This is a genomic window from Psychromicrobium lacuslunae, from assembly GCF_000950575.1.
Taxonomy (GTDB): Bacteria; Actinomycetota; Actinomycetes; order Actinomycetales; family Micrococcaceae; genus Renibacterium; species Renibacterium lacuslunae.
On record NZ_CP011005.1, the window covers coordinates 3,203,826 to 3,221,340 of the forward strand.

At 60.5% G+C, this 17,515-nt stretch carries 16 protein-coding genes; 9 read left to right on the forward strand and 7 right to left on the reverse strand.

Annotated elements, in window-relative coordinates; translation table 11 throughout:
* Nucleotides 1-65 precede the first annotated feature (65 nt).
* From UM93_RS15185 to UM93_RS15215, 7 genes are all read right to left on the reverse strand, one after another.
* Complete coding sequence (locus tag UM93_RS15185) at nt 66-899, reverse strand: DUF8083 family protein (RefSeq protein WP_045076364.1); 834 nt, start codon at nt 897-899, stop codon at nt 66-68.
* A complete protein-coding gene (locus tag UM93_RS15190) occupies nt 899-1,702 on the reverse strand; it encodes an exodeoxyribonuclease III (RefSeq protein ID WP_045076365.1) in 804 nt (267 codons plus the stop codon). Before UM93_RS15190 ends, UM93_RS15185 begins: the two co-directional genes overlap by 1 nt.
* Nucleotides 1,703-1,730: 28 nt before the next feature.
* Nucleotides 1,731-3,344 carry a DUF6297 family protein gene (locus UM93_RS15195; protein WP_045076366.1) on the reverse strand — a complete coding sequence of 538 codons (1,614 nt, stop codon included), beginning with the start codon at nt 3,342-3,344 and terminating at the stop codon, nt 1,731-1,733.
* A complete protein-coding gene (locus tag UM93_RS15200; protein ID WP_045077580.1) occupies nt 3,341-4,030 on the reverse strand; it encodes an ABC transporter ATP-binding protein in 690 nt (229 codons plus the stop codon). The genes UM93_RS15195 and UM93_RS15200 overlap by 4 nt, the downstream gene beginning before the upstream one ends.
* A 10-nt stretch (nt 4,031-4,040) precedes the next feature.
* Nucleotides 4,041-5,147, reverse strand: coding sequence for a hypothetical protein (locus UM93_RS15205; RefSeq protein WP_045076367.1), 1,107 nt, complete (start codon nt 5,145-5,147; stop codon nt 4,041-4,043).
* 66 nt (nt 5,148-5,213) lie between these two features.
* Nucleotides 5,214-6,035, reverse strand: coding sequence for an ammonia-dependent NAD(+) synthetase (gene nadE, locus UM93_RS15210; RefSeq protein WP_045076368.1), 822 nt, complete (start codon nt 6,033-6,035; stop codon nt 5,214-5,216).
* A gap of 114 nt (nt 6,036-6,149) precedes the next feature.
* Nucleotides 6,150-7,187, reverse strand: coding sequence for a LacI family DNA-binding transcriptional regulator (locus UM93_RS15215; RefSeq protein ID WP_045076369.1), 1,038 nt, complete (start codon nt 7,185-7,187; stop codon nt 6,150-6,152).
* Between the two features lie 204 nt (nt 7,188-7,391).
* Here UM93_RS15215 and UM93_RS15220 point away from each other — a divergent pair, with 204 nt between their 5' ends.
* From UM93_RS15220 to manD, 9 genes are all read left to right on the forward strand, one after another.
* Nucleotides 7,392-8,759 carry an ABC transporter substrate-binding protein gene (locus UM93_RS15220; protein WP_234399328.1) on the forward strand — a complete coding sequence of 456 codons (1,368 nt, stop codon included), beginning with the start codon at nt 7,392-7,394 and terminating at the stop codon, nt 8,757-8,759.
* 30 nt (nt 8,760-8,789) lie between these two features.
* Nucleotides 8,790-9,797, forward strand: coding sequence for a carbohydrate ABC transporter permease (locus tag UM93_RS15225; RefSeq protein WP_045076370.1), 1,008 nt, complete (start codon nt 8,790-8,792; stop codon nt 9,795-9,797).
* A gap of 89 nt (nt 9,798-9,886) precedes the next feature.
* The gene (locus tag UM93_RS15230) at nt 9,887-10,720 is read left to right on the forward strand and encodes a carbohydrate ABC transporter permease (protein ID WP_234399431.1); all 834 of its coding nucleotides are present in this window, start codon (nt 9,887-9,889) and stop codon (nt 10,718-10,720) included.
* On the forward strand, nt 10,721-11,548 hold the full coding sequence (locus tag UM93_RS15235) for a sugar phosphate isomerase/epimerase family protein (RefSeq protein ID WP_045076372.1): 828 nt from the start codon (nt 10,721-10,723) through the stop codon (nt 11,546-11,548).
* On the forward strand, nt 11,545-12,702 hold the full coding sequence (locus UM93_RS15240) for a Gfo/Idh/MocA family protein (RefSeq protein ID WP_045076373.1): 1,158 nt from the start codon (nt 11,545-11,547) through the stop codon (nt 12,700-12,702). The genes UM93_RS15235 and UM93_RS15240 overlap by 4 nt, the downstream gene beginning before the upstream one ends.
* The gene (locus UM93_RS15245) at nt 12,699-13,577 is read left to right on the forward strand and encodes a sugar phosphate isomerase/epimerase family protein (RefSeq protein ID WP_045076374.1); all 879 of its coding nucleotides are present in this window, start codon (nt 12,699-12,701) and stop codon (nt 13,575-13,577) included. Before UM93_RS15240 ends, UM93_RS15245 begins: the two co-directional genes overlap by 4 nt.
* A complete protein-coding gene (gene uxaC / locus UM93_RS15250; protein ID WP_045076375.1) occupies nt 13,574-15,004 on the forward strand; it encodes a glucuronate isomerase in 1,431 nt (476 codons plus the stop codon). Before UM93_RS15245 ends, uxaC begins: the two co-directional genes overlap by 4 nt.
* On the forward strand, nt 15,001-16,284 hold the full coding sequence (locus tag UM93_RS15255) for a mannitol dehydrogenase family protein (protein ID WP_045076376.1): 1,284 nt from the start codon (nt 15,001-15,003) through the stop codon (nt 16,282-16,284). The genes uxaC and UM93_RS15255 overlap by 4 nt, the downstream gene beginning before the upstream one ends.
* A complete protein-coding gene (manD, locus tag UM93_RS15260; RefSeq protein WP_045076377.1) occupies nt 16,281-17,510 on the forward strand; it encodes a D-mannonate dehydratase ManD in 1,230 nt (409 codons plus the stop codon). Before UM93_RS15255 ends, manD begins: the two co-directional genes overlap by 4 nt.
* Nucleotides 17,511-17,515: the final 5 nt, after the last annotated feature.

Sequence of the window (17,515 nt, forward strand, 5' to 3'; positions counted from 1 at the left end):
GGTCCGCGATAGCTCGAGGTGAAGGGCTATCGCGGACCTCCCGGAAGGGCCGCGGAGCTGGAGCCTTAGGAGGCGCGGGAGAGTTGTCGGATCGGAATCCAGCGCGAAGCCAGTCGTCGATAAGCGGCGGCCGCACCGGTCAGGTCTCCCTCGGCCAGACACTCCAGACCGAGACGGACATCGCTGGGGGATTCATCCGGATAGATCCGATCAGCGATCGCACCGTAGTCGAGTTCGACGGCGGCCTGCCCGCTCACTCCGGAAAGCCAAGCGGCCAGATCGCGCAGTTCCTCCAGCAAGTCCAGGTCGGGAGCGGAGTTTTCAAGGTTCTCAATTGCGTCCTGGAGCCGTTGCTGGGCGACCGGAACCGGAACCTGAACCCGCACCGTGATGACCCGACTGCGAGATTCCACCACTTCGGTACGGTCGGATTCCGTGATCATCACAAACCAGCCAAACGGGATCCCCCAGCCTGAGGATCGGGTCAGCATTAGCTGACCGGTGGCACCGTCGTGAACTTTCTGCTCGACGTCGTCGAAGAGCTCGGTGGAGAACACCGCGTTGGCCAGCCGCGCAGTGCTGCCGGCACGCAATTCGGCCAGCGCAGTCAACGACCTGGGCAGCACCTGATTGAGGTTGAACAGCACCGGATCCTGCTCAGACATCTGCAAGCTACGCACCCGCTCACTGCTCGCCCCGGGGAACGGCTCGGCTCGGATAATCCGGCGTAGCGAATCTCCGAGTTCCTGCAAGTCTGCGCGCATGCGTTCCGCTGGCGGTGGGGCATTGAATTGAATGAGCTGCTGCTCGGGCTCATGGAAGCTTTCCAGCGGCAGGTAAAGCCGCAGTGCCGAGAGATAGGGCAGGTTGCTGTGGCCTAGATACAGCTCGGCGGCCACTAGCTTAGCTCGACAATCACCGGGGCATGATCGGAAGCGCCCTTCCCCTTGCGTTCCTCGCGGTCGATCTGAGTGTCGGTAACCCGTGCCGCTAAGGCGGGGGATGCCATCACAAAGTCGATGCGCATGCCTTCCTTCTTGGGGAAGCGTAGCTGCTTATAGTCCCAGTAGGTGTAGACACCGGGGCCGGGGTGTTGCGGCCGAACCACATCGACAAAACCGGTCTCTTCGAAGGCTTGAAAAGCTGCGCGTTCCGGGGCACTGATGTGGGTCAGTCCTTCATCGAGGAAGTACTGCACGTCCCAAACATCTTCGTCCTTTGGGGCGATGTTCCAGTCACCCATCAGTGCGATCTGATTCTCCGGATTGCTGGCCAGCCAGCCCTTGGCCTCCTCGTTCAGCACTCGCAGCCACTCGAGTTTATAAGGCATGTGCGGGTCATCCAGGGCTCGACCGTTCGGCACGTAGAGGCTCCAGATTCGCACGCCGCCGCAGCTCGCGGCGATCGCCCTCGCCTCCTGCTCGGGATCGGTGCCGGGTTTGCCAAAGCTTGGCTGTCCCGGGAAGGTGCGTTCGACGTCGTCCAGGCCGACCTTGGAGGCAATCGCGACACCATTCCACTGGCTGAAACCGAAGTGAGCCACCTCGTAGCCGTTATTCTCAAACAGCTCCCAGGGAAAGTTTTCGTCCTTGCACTTGGTCTCCTGGATGGCTAGCACGTCGACGTCGGTGGTTCGCAGCCAGTCCTCAACTCGATCAGCCCGGGCCCGCAGAGAGTTCACATTCCAAGTCGCAATCTTCACTCTTCCAAGATACCCGTTCTGTCACTTTCTATTTGCTGGACTTTCGGTCCCTGGTCACTACGAGTAGCACGATGGCGCTCAGCGCGACCTGAATAGGCAGCAGCAAATCGGCGGCGGCCCCCGCGATCAGGCTAATAATCGTCGGTGCTAACACAATTGCGGCTAGGTCCGGTCCGGCCAGCAACTGTGCCGCTACTCCGGCCGGTAGCGCTCCGCTCGGAGTAGCAATTGCCGGTTGGCTCCAGTCAGCGGGTTTCTTAAAGGCACCACGCAGCGCGCCGCCAGCAAGTGCAGGGCCGGCTACAACGCCAGCGATAAAAAGGGTCAGCGAGCCTGCCCCGGTGAGCCAGAGCAGACCGAAGCTGAGCGCCGCCCAGCCGGTGAGCAGCGTAGCCGGAACCACGGCATGCAGCTTGCGAACCGTGCCTGGTGCGAGCGGCAATAGCTCGTCGAGGATCGGGTTGAGTGCATTGAGTTTCAGCGGATTCGACGCCGCGGCGGTGGCAAGTAAACCACACAGCAAGAGCAACACCACGATGGGCCAGGAACTGCTACCGCCGATAAAAGCTCTACCGACGGCGGGCAGCACGGCAAGTGCGGCTATCCAGACCAGCCTGCCGGGATGCCGCAAGTAACGCAGCGCATCAGCCCGGAGCAGCACCGCTGCGGGCTCTGAGGCCAGCACGAATTTTCGCCGACTGCGCCGCTCTCCGGTGCTTTCGGCACCGCCCAGCGAACTTGCTAGCGAGGCCGAGTCCATTGAGACGATGCTGTTTCGGACTAAGGACGCGCGCGCAGAGTGTTCGCGCAGCGATTTGGTCAGGATCCGAGGTAGTCCGAATAGAACCAGGACCAACAGTACGATAGCGACCGCTAGCAGCAGCGCGGGCCACAGCTGGCCAGCGCTCGCCAGCACCGGCCAGCTGCTAGGTAAAAACAGAAGCCAGCTTCCCAATACCGGTAAACCGAGGGTGGCGGCGAGGCCGAGAGCTGCCAAGACGGCTAGCAGGCCGAGTGCTAACTGACCGAGTAGCTTGCCGACTGACTGATTCTGGCCAAGTTGGGCCAGGCCGAAACCGAGCAGAAATAACCCGGCGGTGCTAGCCATGGTGAGTGCCATCGCGGCGATGCTCAGCTCAGGGGATTCCAGGATCGCCAACGCAGCTCCGGCGGCGGCGCCCACCGCCGTCATAATGCCTGCCGACCGCAGTACCGCCGGTCGGAGCAAGGCGCGCCGCGATACCGGTAGTGGTAGCAACCACTGGGTGTGCGGGGTGTCCAGATGCGCTGGTCCAAGCCGACTGACCAAAAGGGTGCTGCCAGCGAAGGCGGCGAGCAACACCACCGCCCAGGCAAGCTGCCCGGGGACCAGTGGATCGAGCTGGCGCACCAGCTGGTTGGCGCTGCCAGCATGATCCGAGAGGTAACTGCTGCGAATATTAGCTATCAAGGAGTAGGCCGCGACGAGCAGCACCACAATGCCGAAGACTGTGGTGTAGATTTCCCCGAACAGTGAGGAGAAACCCACTGTCTGGCGGCTCAGCGGGGCATTGCGAATATAACGGCGCAGTTCACCGGCGGAGAGCTCATCGTGCTGCTCAGCATTGTGGCTGAGTGGCGCCTCCGCGATTGGTTCGCTCATGCCGGCATCGCTTGAATCCGCTCGGCGGCTTGGCCGGCGCTGAGCTTTTCGACTTTATCGGCGATGTAGAGCGCTTTTCGTGCGGCGGTGGTCAGAAACTCTGGGTCGTGAGTCACCAGCAGCACCGTTTCGCCGGCAGCGGCGCACTGTGCGATGCGTTGGGCCAGGCTACGCCGCATCTGAGTATCCAGACGTTGTTCTGGCTCATCTAAAACGAGCAAACGGCGTGGCCGAACAAAGGCAGAGGCGAGTAATAGACGACGCCGTTGGCCGGAGGAAAGACTCGTCACCAGGGCATGGTCGTGCTCGGTCAGCTGGAAAAAATCCAGTTCGGCGTCGACTGCCGCGACCGGGTCACTGACCCCGTGCCCGGCGGCCACCATGGTGAGATGCTCGCCGACCGTGAGCTCAGGGAAGAATGCGTCGTCATCGAAGACCAGGGCCGCTAAACGTCGAAAGTCGGCACTGCGATCATCGATGACAGCCTTGTTCAGCAGCACTTTGCCGGCGAGTGGGCTCAGCTGGCCGACCACTGTGCGTAGCGCCGTGGATTTGCCAGCACCATTGGGGCCGACCAGGGCGAGCGCCTCCCCGGCGGCCTTGAAGGAGATCTCTCCGCAGACTTGTTTCTTGCCATAGCCAACTTTGAGGTCGGCGACATTGAGCGAGGCAACTGTTTGGGGCATGAAGCCCATCCTACGTTCCCTCGCCTCCTGGCTTGGCCCCGGCGATCGCTGGTTGTTCGGTGTCCTCGAGCAATGCTGCAATATTACGGATAAAGAGCACCAGCCAGCCAAAGATCAGCGCGGTTGCGACCAACTCCAAGCCGGTCAGATTGTAGTAAGCAAGCGGCCAGAATAAGAACACCGAGAGCGCCATGCCGGCCAGGATCACGTAGGAAGTGAGGAAGAAGCTGGCCGGAAAGTCGGGAATCCAGGAACGTAAGCAACTGACGATCACCAGGAACATCACGATCATGCCGATCGCCGAGGTGTTGTGAATCGGCATCGCGACGTCGACCGGCACTAGGCCGATCCCGGCGGTCAGGATACCGAGCAGCACCAACGCCCACTGCACGGTGGTCGCCTTGGTACCTGAGGAGCCTCGTAGTCGGCTCCAGCGCCGCAAGTCCTGGGTCATATAGGAAGCCAGCGTGGTAATCACCAGCCCAGAGACAATCAGTGTGGTGTTGAAAGCGTAGGCCGAAATCCCGCTGTCGCTAGCGCCCAGCACGCTGAAGTTAATCTCCCACCAGCCGGGATTATCGGTGGTGATCATCGCGGTGAGCGCCCCACTGACCAGGAATGCGGCCAGAATATTGGAGAGCGAATAGGTGGTAATCCGACTGCCTGAGAGGTAGACGGCGTAGCCGCTGGCCGCACAGCTAACGCCGACAAATAGACCGCCCGCCAGCGCGTCCAGAGTCAGTCCGGTGAAGGCATTTTGGAAAATATAGAACACTGCCTGGAAGACCATGAAAGCGATTGCGGCGTGCGCGAAAGCTAGGGCGGAGACATCCAAGATGCGTCGGGCTAGGGCTGTGCGGCGCAACCAACCAGCCTTCGGGCCGCGCAGCGAACGGAGATAGCTGACGCTGAATACCGTGACGCTGACCAGTGCGGCGCCAACGCTGGCCCACAGACCCACCGAACCATCGCCGGACAGCGCGGGACGGCGGCCCCAGAACGCCAGTAGCGGGATCAGCGTGAAGGTGATCATCGCGATCAGTGCGACCAAGGATGCCCGCGCCTCGATGCCGACGGCGCTTGATTCGGGGCGTTTGAAGAGAGTGAACTTTTCCATTATTGACTAAGTTAGTCGTCGCTTAGACGACTGTTCGCTGATTGGCCATAGTCGCCGAGCAGGCAGTTATTTCCACCAGTTATCGAGCAGTGAGACCGGTACGGTGCGCTTGTGTCGGGTGGTCAGGTAGCGTTTCTCGATTCGCTCGGCGACCTCCACCGCCACCTCACGGCCCTCCAGATAGTCGTCGATATCGTCGTAAGAGAGGCCCAGTTCATCCTCGTCCGTGCGGCCCGGTTTGCCGTCGAGTAGATCCGCGGTTGGTACCTTGGTGTAGATTCGTTCGGCGGCGCCAAGTTCCTTCAATAGCTGCCGGTTTTGGCGCTTATTTAGGGTGAAAAGCGGCAGAATATCGGCCCCGCCATCGCCGAACTTGGTGAAGAAACCGGTCACCGACTCGGCTCCGTGGTCGGTGCCGATCACCAGCAGATTGTGCTCGCCGGCCAGCGCATACTGTGCCACCATCCGGGCTCGGGCCTTGATATTACCCTTGCTGAAATCACTCAACTGCTCACCGGTGGTGGTTTCGTATTCCTGCTCAAGGCCGTCGACACCGGGTGCCACATTGAAGGTCCAGGAGCGGTCGGCCTTAATGAAGTCCAAAGCGGCCTGCGCGTCGTCTTCATCCTTTTGGGTGTTGTACGGCAGCCGCACTGCGGTAAAGCTGGCTTCCAGGCCTTCGGCGCGGAGCTTCTCAGCCGCAAGCTGGCCGAGCCGACCGGCTAAGGAGGAGTCCAAACCGCCGGAAATGCCCAGCACAAAACCCTTGGTGTGGCTGGCTTTGGCGTACTCAGCCAGAAAATCGACTCTTCGCCGAATCTCTGCCGCCGGGTCGATGGTGGGTTTGACGCCCAATTCCGCAATGATTTCAGCCTGTAGTTCGCGCATAAAAAAAGACTACTACCCCAAGGTTTCGGCGAGGTTTCCAGGCTTGTGGCTAGTGGCTCTGATTGCCTGCTCGGTTGTTGGCTTGCCGGAAAGGCCCGGGGCCAAGCGTGCCGTTCAGAGTGGGTTTGGGTTCACCGGACCGGTGGAGTCCCGAACGGTCAGATGGGTGGGCAGCACCCCTAAAGTTCGGCTGCTCCCGCGCTCGCCCGAGCCATAGTCAAATGGTCGCACCCGGCTGAGCAGCATGCTGATGGCCACCCGGCCCGCTTGTTCAATTGGCGCGGTGATCGTGGTCAGCGGCGGATTGCAGAAGTCGGCGCCGAAAATATCATCGCAGCCGATCACGCTGATATCCTCGGGCACGCGTATGCCGCGGCTGCTGAACCGTTGCAACATGCCGATCGCGATCAGATCGTTAAAGGCGACGCAAGCGGTGGCGCCGGAATGCAGGGCGGCATCAGCGGCAGCCGCTCCAGAGGTGGTCTTGGGGGCGAAGGGGCCCAATTTAGTGATCCTCATGCTGAGTCGGCTGGCTTGTTCTTCAAAGGCAATGAGCCGACGGGCATTTGACCAAGATCCCAGCGGTCCGGCGAGATAGGCGACATGCTGATGACCTAGTGAAAGCAGGTGTTCAAGGGCTTGACTGACAGATTGTGGGGTGTCGATGATCACGGTTGGCACCTCGGGGACGCCACGGTTAATTGTCACGATGGGCTTCTGTCGGGAGAGTTCAAGGATCTGTTCATCACTGAGTCGGGAGGCGGCCAGCACGACGCCGTCGCAGGATTGCCGAAGCTTAGTGAGCGCTTCCGCTTCCACCTCGGAGGATTCTTCGGTGTCAACCAAGAGCTGAGTGTAGCCAGCGGCCTTGAGCTGATGCTGGCTACCACGGATGATGTCGAAGTAAAACGGATTGGTCGCATCGGGGACTAGTACGGCAACGGCCCCGGTGCGGCCGGAACTGAGTGCTCTGGCTTGCGAGCTTGGCACATAGTTCAGCTCGGCAGCAACGCGTTCCACCAGTGCGCGGGTGCGTGCATTGACACGATCCGGATTGCTGAGCGCCCGTGAAACGGTCGAGGTTGCTACCCCGGCGGCCGCTGCCACATCACGGATGGTGGGAGCGGGCGATCGGCCCGGATCTGCGTTCATCAGTTCTCCCTGGAGTTACCAGCTCAGCCGTTTCATTGTCGACGGCGATGCTTCGTCGTGCACCATCTGAACACTTTTGGCAATTTATGGCAAACGGTTGCCAGCATTTGCCGAACCTTTTTAGACTCAAGCAATTCGGCACTGTGATCCGACTCACTCGCATTCCTTCGGTTTGGTGCCATGACGTCTCAATGAGGAGAAGAAATGAGATTGAAACTGTATCGCCGCGGGGTAACCCCGCAGAAGACCATGGCAACGCTGGCTTTGGTCGCAGTTTCCGCATTAGCGCTGAGCGCTTGCGGTGGGGGCACCAACTCCGATGGCTCGGTCAACGGTTCGGGGAAGACGCTCAATGTGCTGGTCAACGTAAACACCCTGTATCCGGAACAGCAGAAGCAGTGGATGAGCGATATGTCTACCAAATTCAAGGCTCAGACCGGGGCGGAACTGAAATACGAAACCTTCACCAGTGCCAATGATGAGCTGACTAAGATCCAGACTTCAGTGGTCTCCGGCCAAGGCCCAGATGTCTACAGCCTGGGCACCACTTTCACTCCGACTGCCTACGCCACCAAGGCTTTTGTCACGCTGAGCGCCGACGATTGGACCAAGGTCGGCGGCAAGGACCGCTTCAACCAGGCTGCGCTCGGCATCTCCGGACCGGATCAGGAACATCAGGCCGGAATTCCCTTTGTCAGCCGGCCCTTTGTGCTGGCCTACAACAAAGACCTGCTCAAGGCCGCTGGTTTTGATAAGCCTGCCGATAGCTGGGACGGCTTACTGGCACAGGCTAAGAAGCTAACCGGCGGCGGTAACTACGGTATGGCGATTGGCTATAAGGACAATTTCGATCCGTGGAAATTCATCTGGGCGATGTCGACTCAGGCCGGTAATCCGCTAGTCGATGGTTCTAAAGCCAAACTGGACGATGCCGCCGTGCAGAAGGCCTATCAAACGTATTTCGGCTGGCTGAGTAACGATAAGGTGGTTGACCCGGCCTCGGTTGGTTGGACGAACAGCCAGGCGCTCGCCGCCTTTTCGCAGGGCAAGACCGGCTTTATGCTGATGACCACCGCGAGCTCCATTGTCAGTCTGGACAAATCTGCGCTGGCCGGTAAATATGCCTACGCGCTGATGCCGACGATCCCGCCTGGTCAGAGCAGCAGCCCAGCAGGAGCCACCCCGGCGGCCAGCATCCTTTCCGGCGATAACCTCGTCGTCGCTGACTATTCGCAACAGAAGGACCTGGCTTTCGCCTATGTGAAGCTGGTGACCTCCAAGGAGGAGCAGCTCAACTACAACAAGATCTTCGGCGACCTGCCTGCAAATGCGGAAGCGCTCAAAAGCCTCACCGATGCCAAGCTCGCGCCGATCACCGACGCCGCGACGAAGTCCTTCGCCACTCCTTTTACCGGGGCTTGGGGAGATATTCAGCTCGCACTGACCAATGTTGTGGTGCAGTCAATTCCGGAGCTTTCACAGGCCGGTGTTACCGATGCAGCGCTTCAGCAGCGACTCAAAGAAGCCCAAGATAAGGCACAATCCTCGCTCGACAGGGCGGCGAAGGGTTAAGAGGGGTAAGAGGGGGTTAAGAAGGGGTAAATGGTGGCGAATCAAAGCCAACGGGCCGAAGCACGTCGTCGACGCGGCCCTAATGAGCGAAACAGACCGCTCTGGATGCTGATTCCCGGTGGCACCCTGATGATCGTTGTGATCTTGGTGCCGTTGCTGCTGGGCGTTTACATGTCCACGCTCAACTTGGATCAGTACACGTTGAGGAGATGGGTTTCGGCTCCGTTCATCGGGCTGGGGAATTTCATTGAGGCGCTCACCGCGACAGAGCTGCTGCGTTCGGTGTGGCTCAGCCTTTCCTACGCGCTAATCGCGATGATCGTCACCATCCCGCTCGGCGTGCTGGCCGCGATCGCTACCCAGAACAAGTTCCGCGGACGCGGCTTGGTGCGCTCGATCTTTCTGATCCCGTATATCCTGCCGTCCTTCGTGGTGGCCACGGTTTGGCGAACCATGTTCCAGCCGGGTGGCGTGATCGACCAGGGTTTGTCAGGAATTGGTATTCATGCCGGGCTGTGGCTAAATGGCCCAAACAGCTATTGGACCCTGGTCATCGTGCAGATCTGGACCTCCTGGCCCTTCGTCTACATGCTGGCGCTCTCCGGTCTGCAGGGCGTTGATCACGAGGTTCATGAGGCGGCCGCCCTGGATGGTGCACTCTGGTGGCGCAAACTGCGTTATGTCATCTTCCCTTATCTCAAGGGACCGCTCTCGTTGGCCTTCTTGGTGGGCATTCTGCATCACATTAATAACTTCACGCTGCCCTATGTGCTCTTCGGGCTGCCCGCGCCAGCGGATGTGAACGTCTTACCGATCCTGACCTATGTGACGAGTTTCCAGAGCTTCCGCTTCGGCCTGAGTGCCGCAATGGCCTTGGTCTCGCTGATACTGATCGCTATTCCCCTTTTCGTCTACCTGCGCGCGGTCAAGCTCGACGACGGCGAGCAAGGGCCTAAGCGCGGTCGGCAAGATCGCAAAACCAGGCGCTCCGCGCTGCCGGAGCCATCGAAAAATGAACGAGAGCGGGTGCTGGCATGAGCGCCGTCAGGCAGGCCCAGCTCCGGTCCGAGACCGTTGCTGGCAAACCGGGAAGAGTGCAGAATCGGCAGGCCGAGGTGACCCGGCTAATGCCACGCCCACTGCTGATCATCGTGATCGCGGTGCTCTCCGCGCTGGTGCTGATACCGGTGCTCTACATCTTCTTCGCCTCGATTAATTCGGATATCTCAGTGGCTCAGGGCGATTTCTTCCCCACTGAACTGAGCTGGCAGAACTACGCCAAGATCTGGACCAGCGTCGGGCTGGCAAATGGGCTGCTGAACTCGCTGGCGGTGGCTGGCTCCACCGCCATTGTCTCTGCTCTGCTTTCGGTGGCTACTGCCTATGTTTTGGTGCGTTTTGCCTTCCGAGGCCGGCTCACCATCCTGCGCGGCTTGCTCGGTTTGCAGAGCATTCCAGGAACACTCATGCTGCTACCGGTCTTTGTGCTGTTCTCATCCGCCGCCAGCTACTTGGGAGTGACAATTATTGGCACTCAATGGGGGCTTTTCCTGACCTACCTCACCTTCGCATTGCCGTTCTCCACCTGGGTGATGGTGACCTATTTACGCGGCCTGCCGCGTGAACTGGAGGAGGCCGCACGAATTGACGGGGCTGGCTCGCTGGGAGTGCTATTGCGGATCATCGTGCCGCTGAGCTGGCCCGGCATCGTGGTATCGGCAATCTTCGCCTTCTTACTGGGCTGGAATGATGTGTTGTTTGCCTCAGTGATGACCAGGCCGGAGAGCCAGACAGTCGCTGTCGCGCTGCAGATTTTCGGTTCGGCAACTGAGGGCGGTGCGGTGCCTTACTACGGCCAAATGATGGCCTCAGCACTGGTTTGCGCGGCTCCCGTGGTGATTCTTTACCTGATTTTCCAACGTTATCTAGTGGGCGGCCTGACCGCCGGAGGGGTGAAATAAATGGTCGAGTGGAAGCTCTCCGGCTTCGGCGATGAGATCGATGATGACCCGGTGGTGCAATGCGCCGTGCTGCAAGCCTTGGGGGCGAATCACCTTGAGCTGCGTAGCGCCTGGGGCGTCAACGTAGTTGATTTCTCAGCCAAGCAGCTTGAGCAGCTTGCCGAGTTATTGAAGAGCCGGGGAATGGCGGTCTCGGCAATCGCTTCACCGATCGGCAAGGTGTCGGTTGAGCTGCCGGTGCAGCATGAACTTGATCGGCTGGAGCGTGCCATTGCCGCAGCTCAGGCTTTCGATGCCCGCTACATTAGGATTTTTTCTTTCTACTACCAGGGCGAGGCCGAGTTGGTACGCGACGCTGTGATGGAGCGGATGGCAGCACTTGCCGACCGTGCGGCACAGGCCGGGGTGGTGTTGCTGCACGAGAATGAGAAAGACATTTTCGGTGATATTCCGGCCAGGGTGCTCGACATCGTGCAAACAGTGAATTCGCCGGCGCTCCGGCTGGCCTGGGATGCTGCAAATTTCGTTCAGGTCGGCGTGCGACCATTCAGCGAGGGCTATGCCCTGCTGCGCCCCTACCTGGAATATCTGCAAGTGAAGGATGCGCTCCTCAGCGATGCCTCGGTGGTCCCGGCAGGGCAGGGCGACGGCGAAGTGCAGCGCACCATCGAGGCGCTCCGTGATGATGGATATACCGGCTTTGCCTCCTTAGAACCACATCTGGCCGAGGCTTTCGCGCTGGGCGGCTTTTCCGGCCCGGCGGCGTTCGGGGTGGCCGCGCGAGCCTTCGCCAAGGTTTTGGATCACGCCGGGGTGGTGACGAAATGAGTCTGCCAGCGAACGGAAAGATTCGAGTGGCCTTGGTTGGTTGTGGCTCGATTGGCCGGACCCATACCGCGGTGATTCTGGAACAGCCCGAACTGGAACTCGCGGCGCTGATTGATCCGGTACCGGCGGCGCGTGAGGCGTTGTTGGAATTCATTGCCGGTCGTGCCAAACCCGAAGCTTATGACAGCATCGCGGCGGCCTTGGCCGCCGACCGGGAAGCGATCGATCTATTCGTCTTAGCAACCCCCAGCGGTCTGCACATCAGTGGGGCGCTCGAGGTGCTAAACGCCGGTAAGCACGTGGTGATCGAGAAACCGCTCGACGTCGATCTGACTCAGGCACAGCAGATTGAAGCCGCCGCTCGGCAGGCCGCGGATAAGGGCGTGCTGGCCACCGTGATCAGCCAGCACCGCTTCGACCCGGCCAGCCAGGCGGTCGCTCAAGCCGTCGAGCAGGGGGAGTTGGGACGCCTCACCTCGGCGATTGCCTCGGTGAGTTGGTGGCGCAGCCAAAGTTATTACGATTCCGGAGACTGGCGCGGTACCTGGGCGATGGACGGCGGCGGAGCGCTCATGAATCAAGGTGTGCACACGGTTGATTTGTTGCTTTGGTTCCTCGGCAAACCGGTTCAGGTGACCGGTCACACCGGCTTGCTGGCGCATCAAGATATTGAAGTCGAGGACACCGCTGCTGCGGTGATCAGCTTTGAGTCCGGGGCGCTCGCGGTGTTGCACGCCACCACTGCCGCCTATCCGGGGTTGAGCGCCGCGGTGCAGGTGATGGGTTCACACGGTTCAGCCCGTATCGACACCGACCAGCTGGCCTACTTCCATGCCACTGCCGAGCAGTCTGAGGACGCTCGGATGGGAGTGCAGGGCGACTGGAATCTCGCCGACGAGCGGATTGCAGGCTTCCCCGCCGAAGCCGCACAGGTTGCCGATCCGACCGTCTATCCGGTGGGTCACAGCAGGCAGTACCGCGACGTCATTAGGGCGATAACGCAAGGTGCTCCGCCCGCCGTGACGGTGAGTGATGCGGTCAATGCATTGGCGTGCGTGCGAGCCGTGTATCTCTCCGCGACCCTTGGCAAAACCATTAACTTCGACGATGTGCTGGCCGGGAAATATAACGATATCGAGGTACGAGTTTCATGAAATTTTCGGTCTTTACCGCGTCCACACCAGAGTGGTCCCCCGAAGAGGCGGTGAGCGCCTTGGCGGCGCAGGGTTGGGACGGTATCGAGTGGCGAGTCACCGATCAAGAAACCGCAGAAACGCCAGGGTTCTGGGCCGGCAACAAGGCGACTATTCCGCTCACCGGCCTTGAGGCGCAGGTGCCCAGGATCAAAGCTCTCACTGAGCAGGCGGGTCTCGGCATTTCCGGCGTCGGAGGTTATGCCAATTGCACCCAGCACGACGACGTCGAACGGCTGCTCGCTGCCACTGCTGCGCTGGGTGCGCCGCAAGTCCGCGTGGTAGTGCCCGCCCTCGGCACCGCGCCGTGGGGTGGCCAAGCAGCCAGCGGGCGAGGCTATCCGGAGCTATTTGCGCAGGCGCGGGAGCACTTTGCCTGGGTGGCCGAGCGGGCTGCCGCTCATGGCGTGAAGGCGCTCGTCGAGCTGCACCACCGCACCCTAGTCTCCTCGGCGTCGGCGGCACTCCGACTGCTCGATGGCCTCGACCCGGCCCACGTCGGGGTGATTCATGACCTCGGTAACTTACAGATCGAAGGCCACGAAGATCACCTAGCCGCTTTTCAAATGCTTGGCCCATACCTGGCGCACGTGCACGTTAAGAACGGCCGCTGGGCGAAGTCGGGCAATGATGAGCTTGGCGGCGCGATCTGGCAGCACGAATGGGCTCCGGTTGATCAGGGAATTTCCTCCGTGCCGGAGTACTTCAAGACCTTGCTGCAGTACGGTTACGACGGCTGGGTAGCCCTAGAAGACTTCTCCACTGAATTACCTTTGGCGCAGCGCACCGCACGGAACCATGATTTCATCCGGCAGGCTTGGCAGGCAGCACAGTGAGTAGCATCGCGCTCGATCCAGACCGGCTGTTCCCAGTCGATCCAGCGTTGCGGCAGCTTGCCCGCGAACTGCACCAGCTGGTCGCTGACTTACCGATTCTGTCCCCGCATGGGCATGTGCCAGCAGAACTGCTACTGAACAACCAACCCTTCGGCGATCCGGCCAGCCTGCTGATCAGCCCCGATCACTATGTCACCCGGCTAATGCATGCCTCCGGCATCGGTCTTGACGAACTAGGTGTAGCCGGAACCCAGGCGGAGCCTCGCGAGATTTGGCGCCGGTTTTGTGCGGCCTGGTCGATTTTCGACGGCACTGCCTCTGGTTACTGGCTGCGGTCCGAGTTGGTCAGCGTTTTCGGTCTCGACGAGGCGGAGTTAGCTCCGGAACGGGCCGACCATCTTTTCGATCAGCTCTCTGCCAAGCTGGCGACAGCAGAGTTCCGGCCCCGCGCGCTCTTTGATTCTTTCGGTATCGAAGTGCTCGCCACCACTGACGATCCGCTGGACTCTCTGGCTGATCATCAGGCCCTGGCCGCTGACCCTGGTTTTTCCGGCCGAGTACTGCCGACTTTCCGGCCAGATAGCTACCTCAATGCCTCTGCACCAGGCTTCGCGGAGCGGGTCGATCGGTTGATTTCGGAGGCGGGCGACGGCTTAGTGGGTTATGCCGGATACTTGCGGGCGCTGCAGAACCGGCGGGCCCACTTTATTGAGTCCGGTGCCGTCTCGGCAGATCACGGAGTGCGTACCCCAAGCACGCTCAGACTCGATCAGGCCGAAGCAGCGCGGCTTTTCGAAGCGGCTATCCGGGGCGGGCTCAGTCAACAGGATCGAGATGCTTTCGAAGCCCAGATGATCTACCAGATGGCTCGGATGTCGGTCGAAGACGGTCTAGTGATGACCCTGCACCCTGGCTCCTGGCGCGATCACCACCAGCCGACTTTCAATCGTTTCGGGGCAGATACCGGGCACGACATCCCCTTCCCGGTGAGCTACACCGAAGGGCTGCGTGCGCTGCTCAACGACTTCGGCACCAGTCCGGGATTCCATTTGGTGCTCTTCACCCTGGACGAAACCACTTTTTCCCGAGAATTGGCACCGCTCGCCGGCTTTTACCCTTCGGTTTTTCTCGGTGCGCCATGGTGGTTCCTCGACGCTCCCGACGCCATGCTGCGGTTCCGTTCGGCAGTCACCGAGACGGCTGGTTTTTCGCGCAGCGCCGGCTTCGTTGATGACACCAGGGCGTTCTGTTCCATTCCGGCGCGGCATGACGCCTCACGCCGGGTGGAAGCGGCGTTCCTCGCCCGTTTGGTCGCCGAGCGCCGGGTCACCGAAGAGCGGGCCGCGGAGATCATTGTCGATCTGGTGGACGCCGCACCTCGTCGAGTTTTCAAACTTGGTGCCTCGGCTGGAAAATCGCCGTCGTGAAACTTTCACGCCTCGCGCTGCAGCAGGCCGGAGCGGCGCCGCCACGCCCCCCGGCGCGGATTGTGCACCTGGGGGTGGGCGCCTTTCACCGGGCGCATCAAGCGTGGTTTACCCAGCACGCGGTCGACGGCGAGGACTGGGGGATTGCCGCGTTCAGCATGCGCTCGGCCGCGGTGAGTGATGCGCTCGCGGCGCAGGAGGGGCTTTACACCCTAGTAACTCGTGCTGAGCAGGACGAATTTGAATTGCTCTGGTCGATTGTCGAGGTGGGTAACGCGGCCTCTCAAGTCGGCAGACAACGAGTGCTTGACCTGGTGGCGAGCGCTGAAGTTGCTGTACTCACCTTGACCATCACCGAGGCCGGATACCTATCGGGCGGACCAGCGATGCGACTGCTGCTTGAAGCGTTACTGGCCAGAAAAGCAGCAGGAAGCGGTCCGCTCACCGTGCTACCGTGCGATAACCTCAGTTCCAATGGGGAGCGGTTGCGGCAAGCGCTGCTGGAGACCGTGCGGGAGCTCTCTTCATCCTCAGGGCAGCCAGCAACCGCGAGCCTGGCTGTCCTGGACGAAGCGCTTATCCTGAATAGCTCGGTGGATCGGATCACTCCGCGCAGCACCGATGCGGACCGGACCGTCGTCGAGCTTGCTACCGGCTGGCAGGATGCGGTGCCGGTGGTGACCGAGGAATACGCCAGCTGGGTGCTGCAGGTTGATAGCGTCGAGCGTTGTTTTCCCGGTGGGCACCCGCTCTGGCAACAAGCCGGAGTGCGCTTTGTGCAGGACGTCGAGCCCTGGGAACGTCGTAAGCTCTGGATGCTCAATGGTGCGCACAGTTACCTCGCGAACGCCGGGCAACTGCGCGGTTATCGAACCGTGGCGGAGGCGATCGCCGATCCAGAGTTGCTCGGCGCAGTACAGCAGTTTTGGGCCGAGGCAGCCCAGCATTTACCAGCTGAGCTGGAAGCCGCGGAGTACGCGGAAAGTCTGCTGGCGCGTTTCGGTAACCCGCGAATCGAGCACCTGCTGAGCCAGATCGCGCAGGATTCAGTGGTGAAACTGCAACAGCGCGTCCTTCCAGTTTGGCGGGCAGAGCGAGCGGCCGGGCGTTCTGGAGCTGCCTCGCACACTATTTTGCTCGCCTGGGTTGAAGCGGTTGTGGCGGGCTTTCGTAGCCCGGATACCGCTGATCCATTGATTGATGTGACGCTCAGTGGTCCGCAGCCAGCAGAACAGCTTATGAACTTGATCGACCAGGACGTTGCAGAGGAGTTACCGTGAAAATCATTGCCGCAGATGTTATTGTCACCAGCCCTAGCCGGAATTTCGTGACCCTGAAAATCACCACCGATGAGGGTCTCACAGGTTTAGGAGACGCTACCCTGAACGGTCGGGAACTTGCCGTCGCCAGCTATCTCACCGAGCACATCACACAATTACTTATCGACCGGGACCCGCACCGAATTGAGGACACTTGGCAGTTCCTTTACCGCAGCTCCTACTGGCGGCGCGGACCGGTCACCATGGCAGCGATTGCTGCAGTGGATATGGCGCTCTGGGATATTAAGGGCAAGGCCGCTGGTTTGCCGGTTTATCAACTGCTCGGCGGGGCTTCGCGGCTTGGTTTGCGAACTTACGGCCATGCCTCCGGGCGAGACCTGCCGGAACTTTTCGATTCGGTCCGAGAAAACCTCGAGGAGGGGCACACCTCGGTGCGAATTCAGACCTCGGTGCCCGGCCTTAAAGCGATCTACGGCATTGCCGCTCAGGAACAATCTTCCGGTGAGCGTTACGACTACGAACCGGCCGGGCGTGGTGTTTTCCCCGCGGAGGAAGACTGGGACACTCGGTCCTATTTGAACCATTTGCCCACAGTTTTTGAGGCGGTACGCAATGAATTCGGCCCGGACTTACCGCTGCTGCACGACGGACACCATCGGATGACGCCGATCCAGGCCGCCAAGCTTGGTAAATCACTTGAACCCTATGATTTGTTCTGGTTGGAGGATTGCACCCCAGCGGAAAACCAAGAGTCGTTGCGATTGGTTCGCCAGCACACCACGACCCCGCTCGCGATCGGAGAGATCTTCAATACGGTCTGGGATTTCCAGACCCTGATCCGGGAGCAGCTGATCGACTATGTACGGGCCGCCTCAACCCACTTCGGCGGCATTTCTCCGCTCAAGAAGGTGATGGACTACGCGGCGCAGTATCAGATCAAATCGGGCTTCCACGGGCCTACCGATATTTCGCCAGTGGGCTTTGCCGCGCAATGTCACGTTGGCCTGGCAATCCACAATTACGGTATTCAGGAGTACATGGCGCACTCGGCGGCCACCAACACCGTCTTCCGGCAGTCGTTGCGCTTTGAAGGTGGCTATCTCAGGCTTTCGGAAGCGCCCGGCCTCGGCGTCGAACTCGACGAGGAGGCGGCCGCCCACTATCCCTATCAGCAGGCCTACCTGCCCTACAACCGATTAGCCGACGGTACCGTCCACGATTGGTGATGCCG

Coding starts and splice junctions, on each gene's coding strand:
- UM93_RS15200 (WP_045077580.1), bottom strand. CDS start 4,030: ATGCCCCAAACAGTTGCCTCGCTCAATGTCGCCGACCTCAAAGTTGGC.
- UM93_RS15205 (WP_045076367.1), bottom strand. CDS start 5,147: ATGGAAAAGTTCACTCTCTTCAAACGCCCCGAATCAAGCGCCGTCGGC.
- UM93_RS15195 (WP_045076366.1), bottom strand. CDS start 3,344: ATGAGCGAACCAATCGCGGAGGCGCCACTCAGCCACAATGCTGAGCAG.
- UM93_RS15230 (WP_234399431.1), top strand. CDS start 9,887: ATGCCACGCCCACTGCTGATCATCGTGATCGCGGTGCTCTCCGCGCTG.
- UM93_RS15225 (WP_045076370.1), top strand. CDS start 8,790: ATGGTGGCGAATCAAAGCCAACGGGCCGAAGCACGTCGTCGACGCGGC.
- UM93_RS15235 (WP_045076372.1), top strand. CDS start 10,721: ATGGTCGAGTGGAAGCTCTCCGGCTTCGGCGATGAGATCGATGATGAC.
- nadE (WP_045076368.1), bottom strand. CDS start 6,035: ATGCGCGAACTACAGGCTGAAATCATTGCGGAATTGGGCGTCAAACCC.
- UM93_RS15240 (WP_045076373.1), top strand. CDS start 11,545: ATGAGTCTGCCAGCGAACGGAAAGATTCGAGTGGCCTTGGTTGGTTGT.
- UM93_RS15220 (WP_234399328.1), top strand. CDS start 7,392: ATGAGATTGAAACTGTATCGCCGCGGGGTAACCCCGCAGAAGACCATG.
- UM93_RS15245 (WP_045076374.1), top strand. CDS start 12,699: ATGAAATTTTCGGTCTTTACCGCGTCCACACCAGAGTGGTCCCCCGAA.
- UM93_RS15215 (WP_045076369.1), bottom strand. CDS start 7,187: ATGAACGCAGATCCGGGCCGATCGCCCGCTCCCACCATCCGTGATGTG.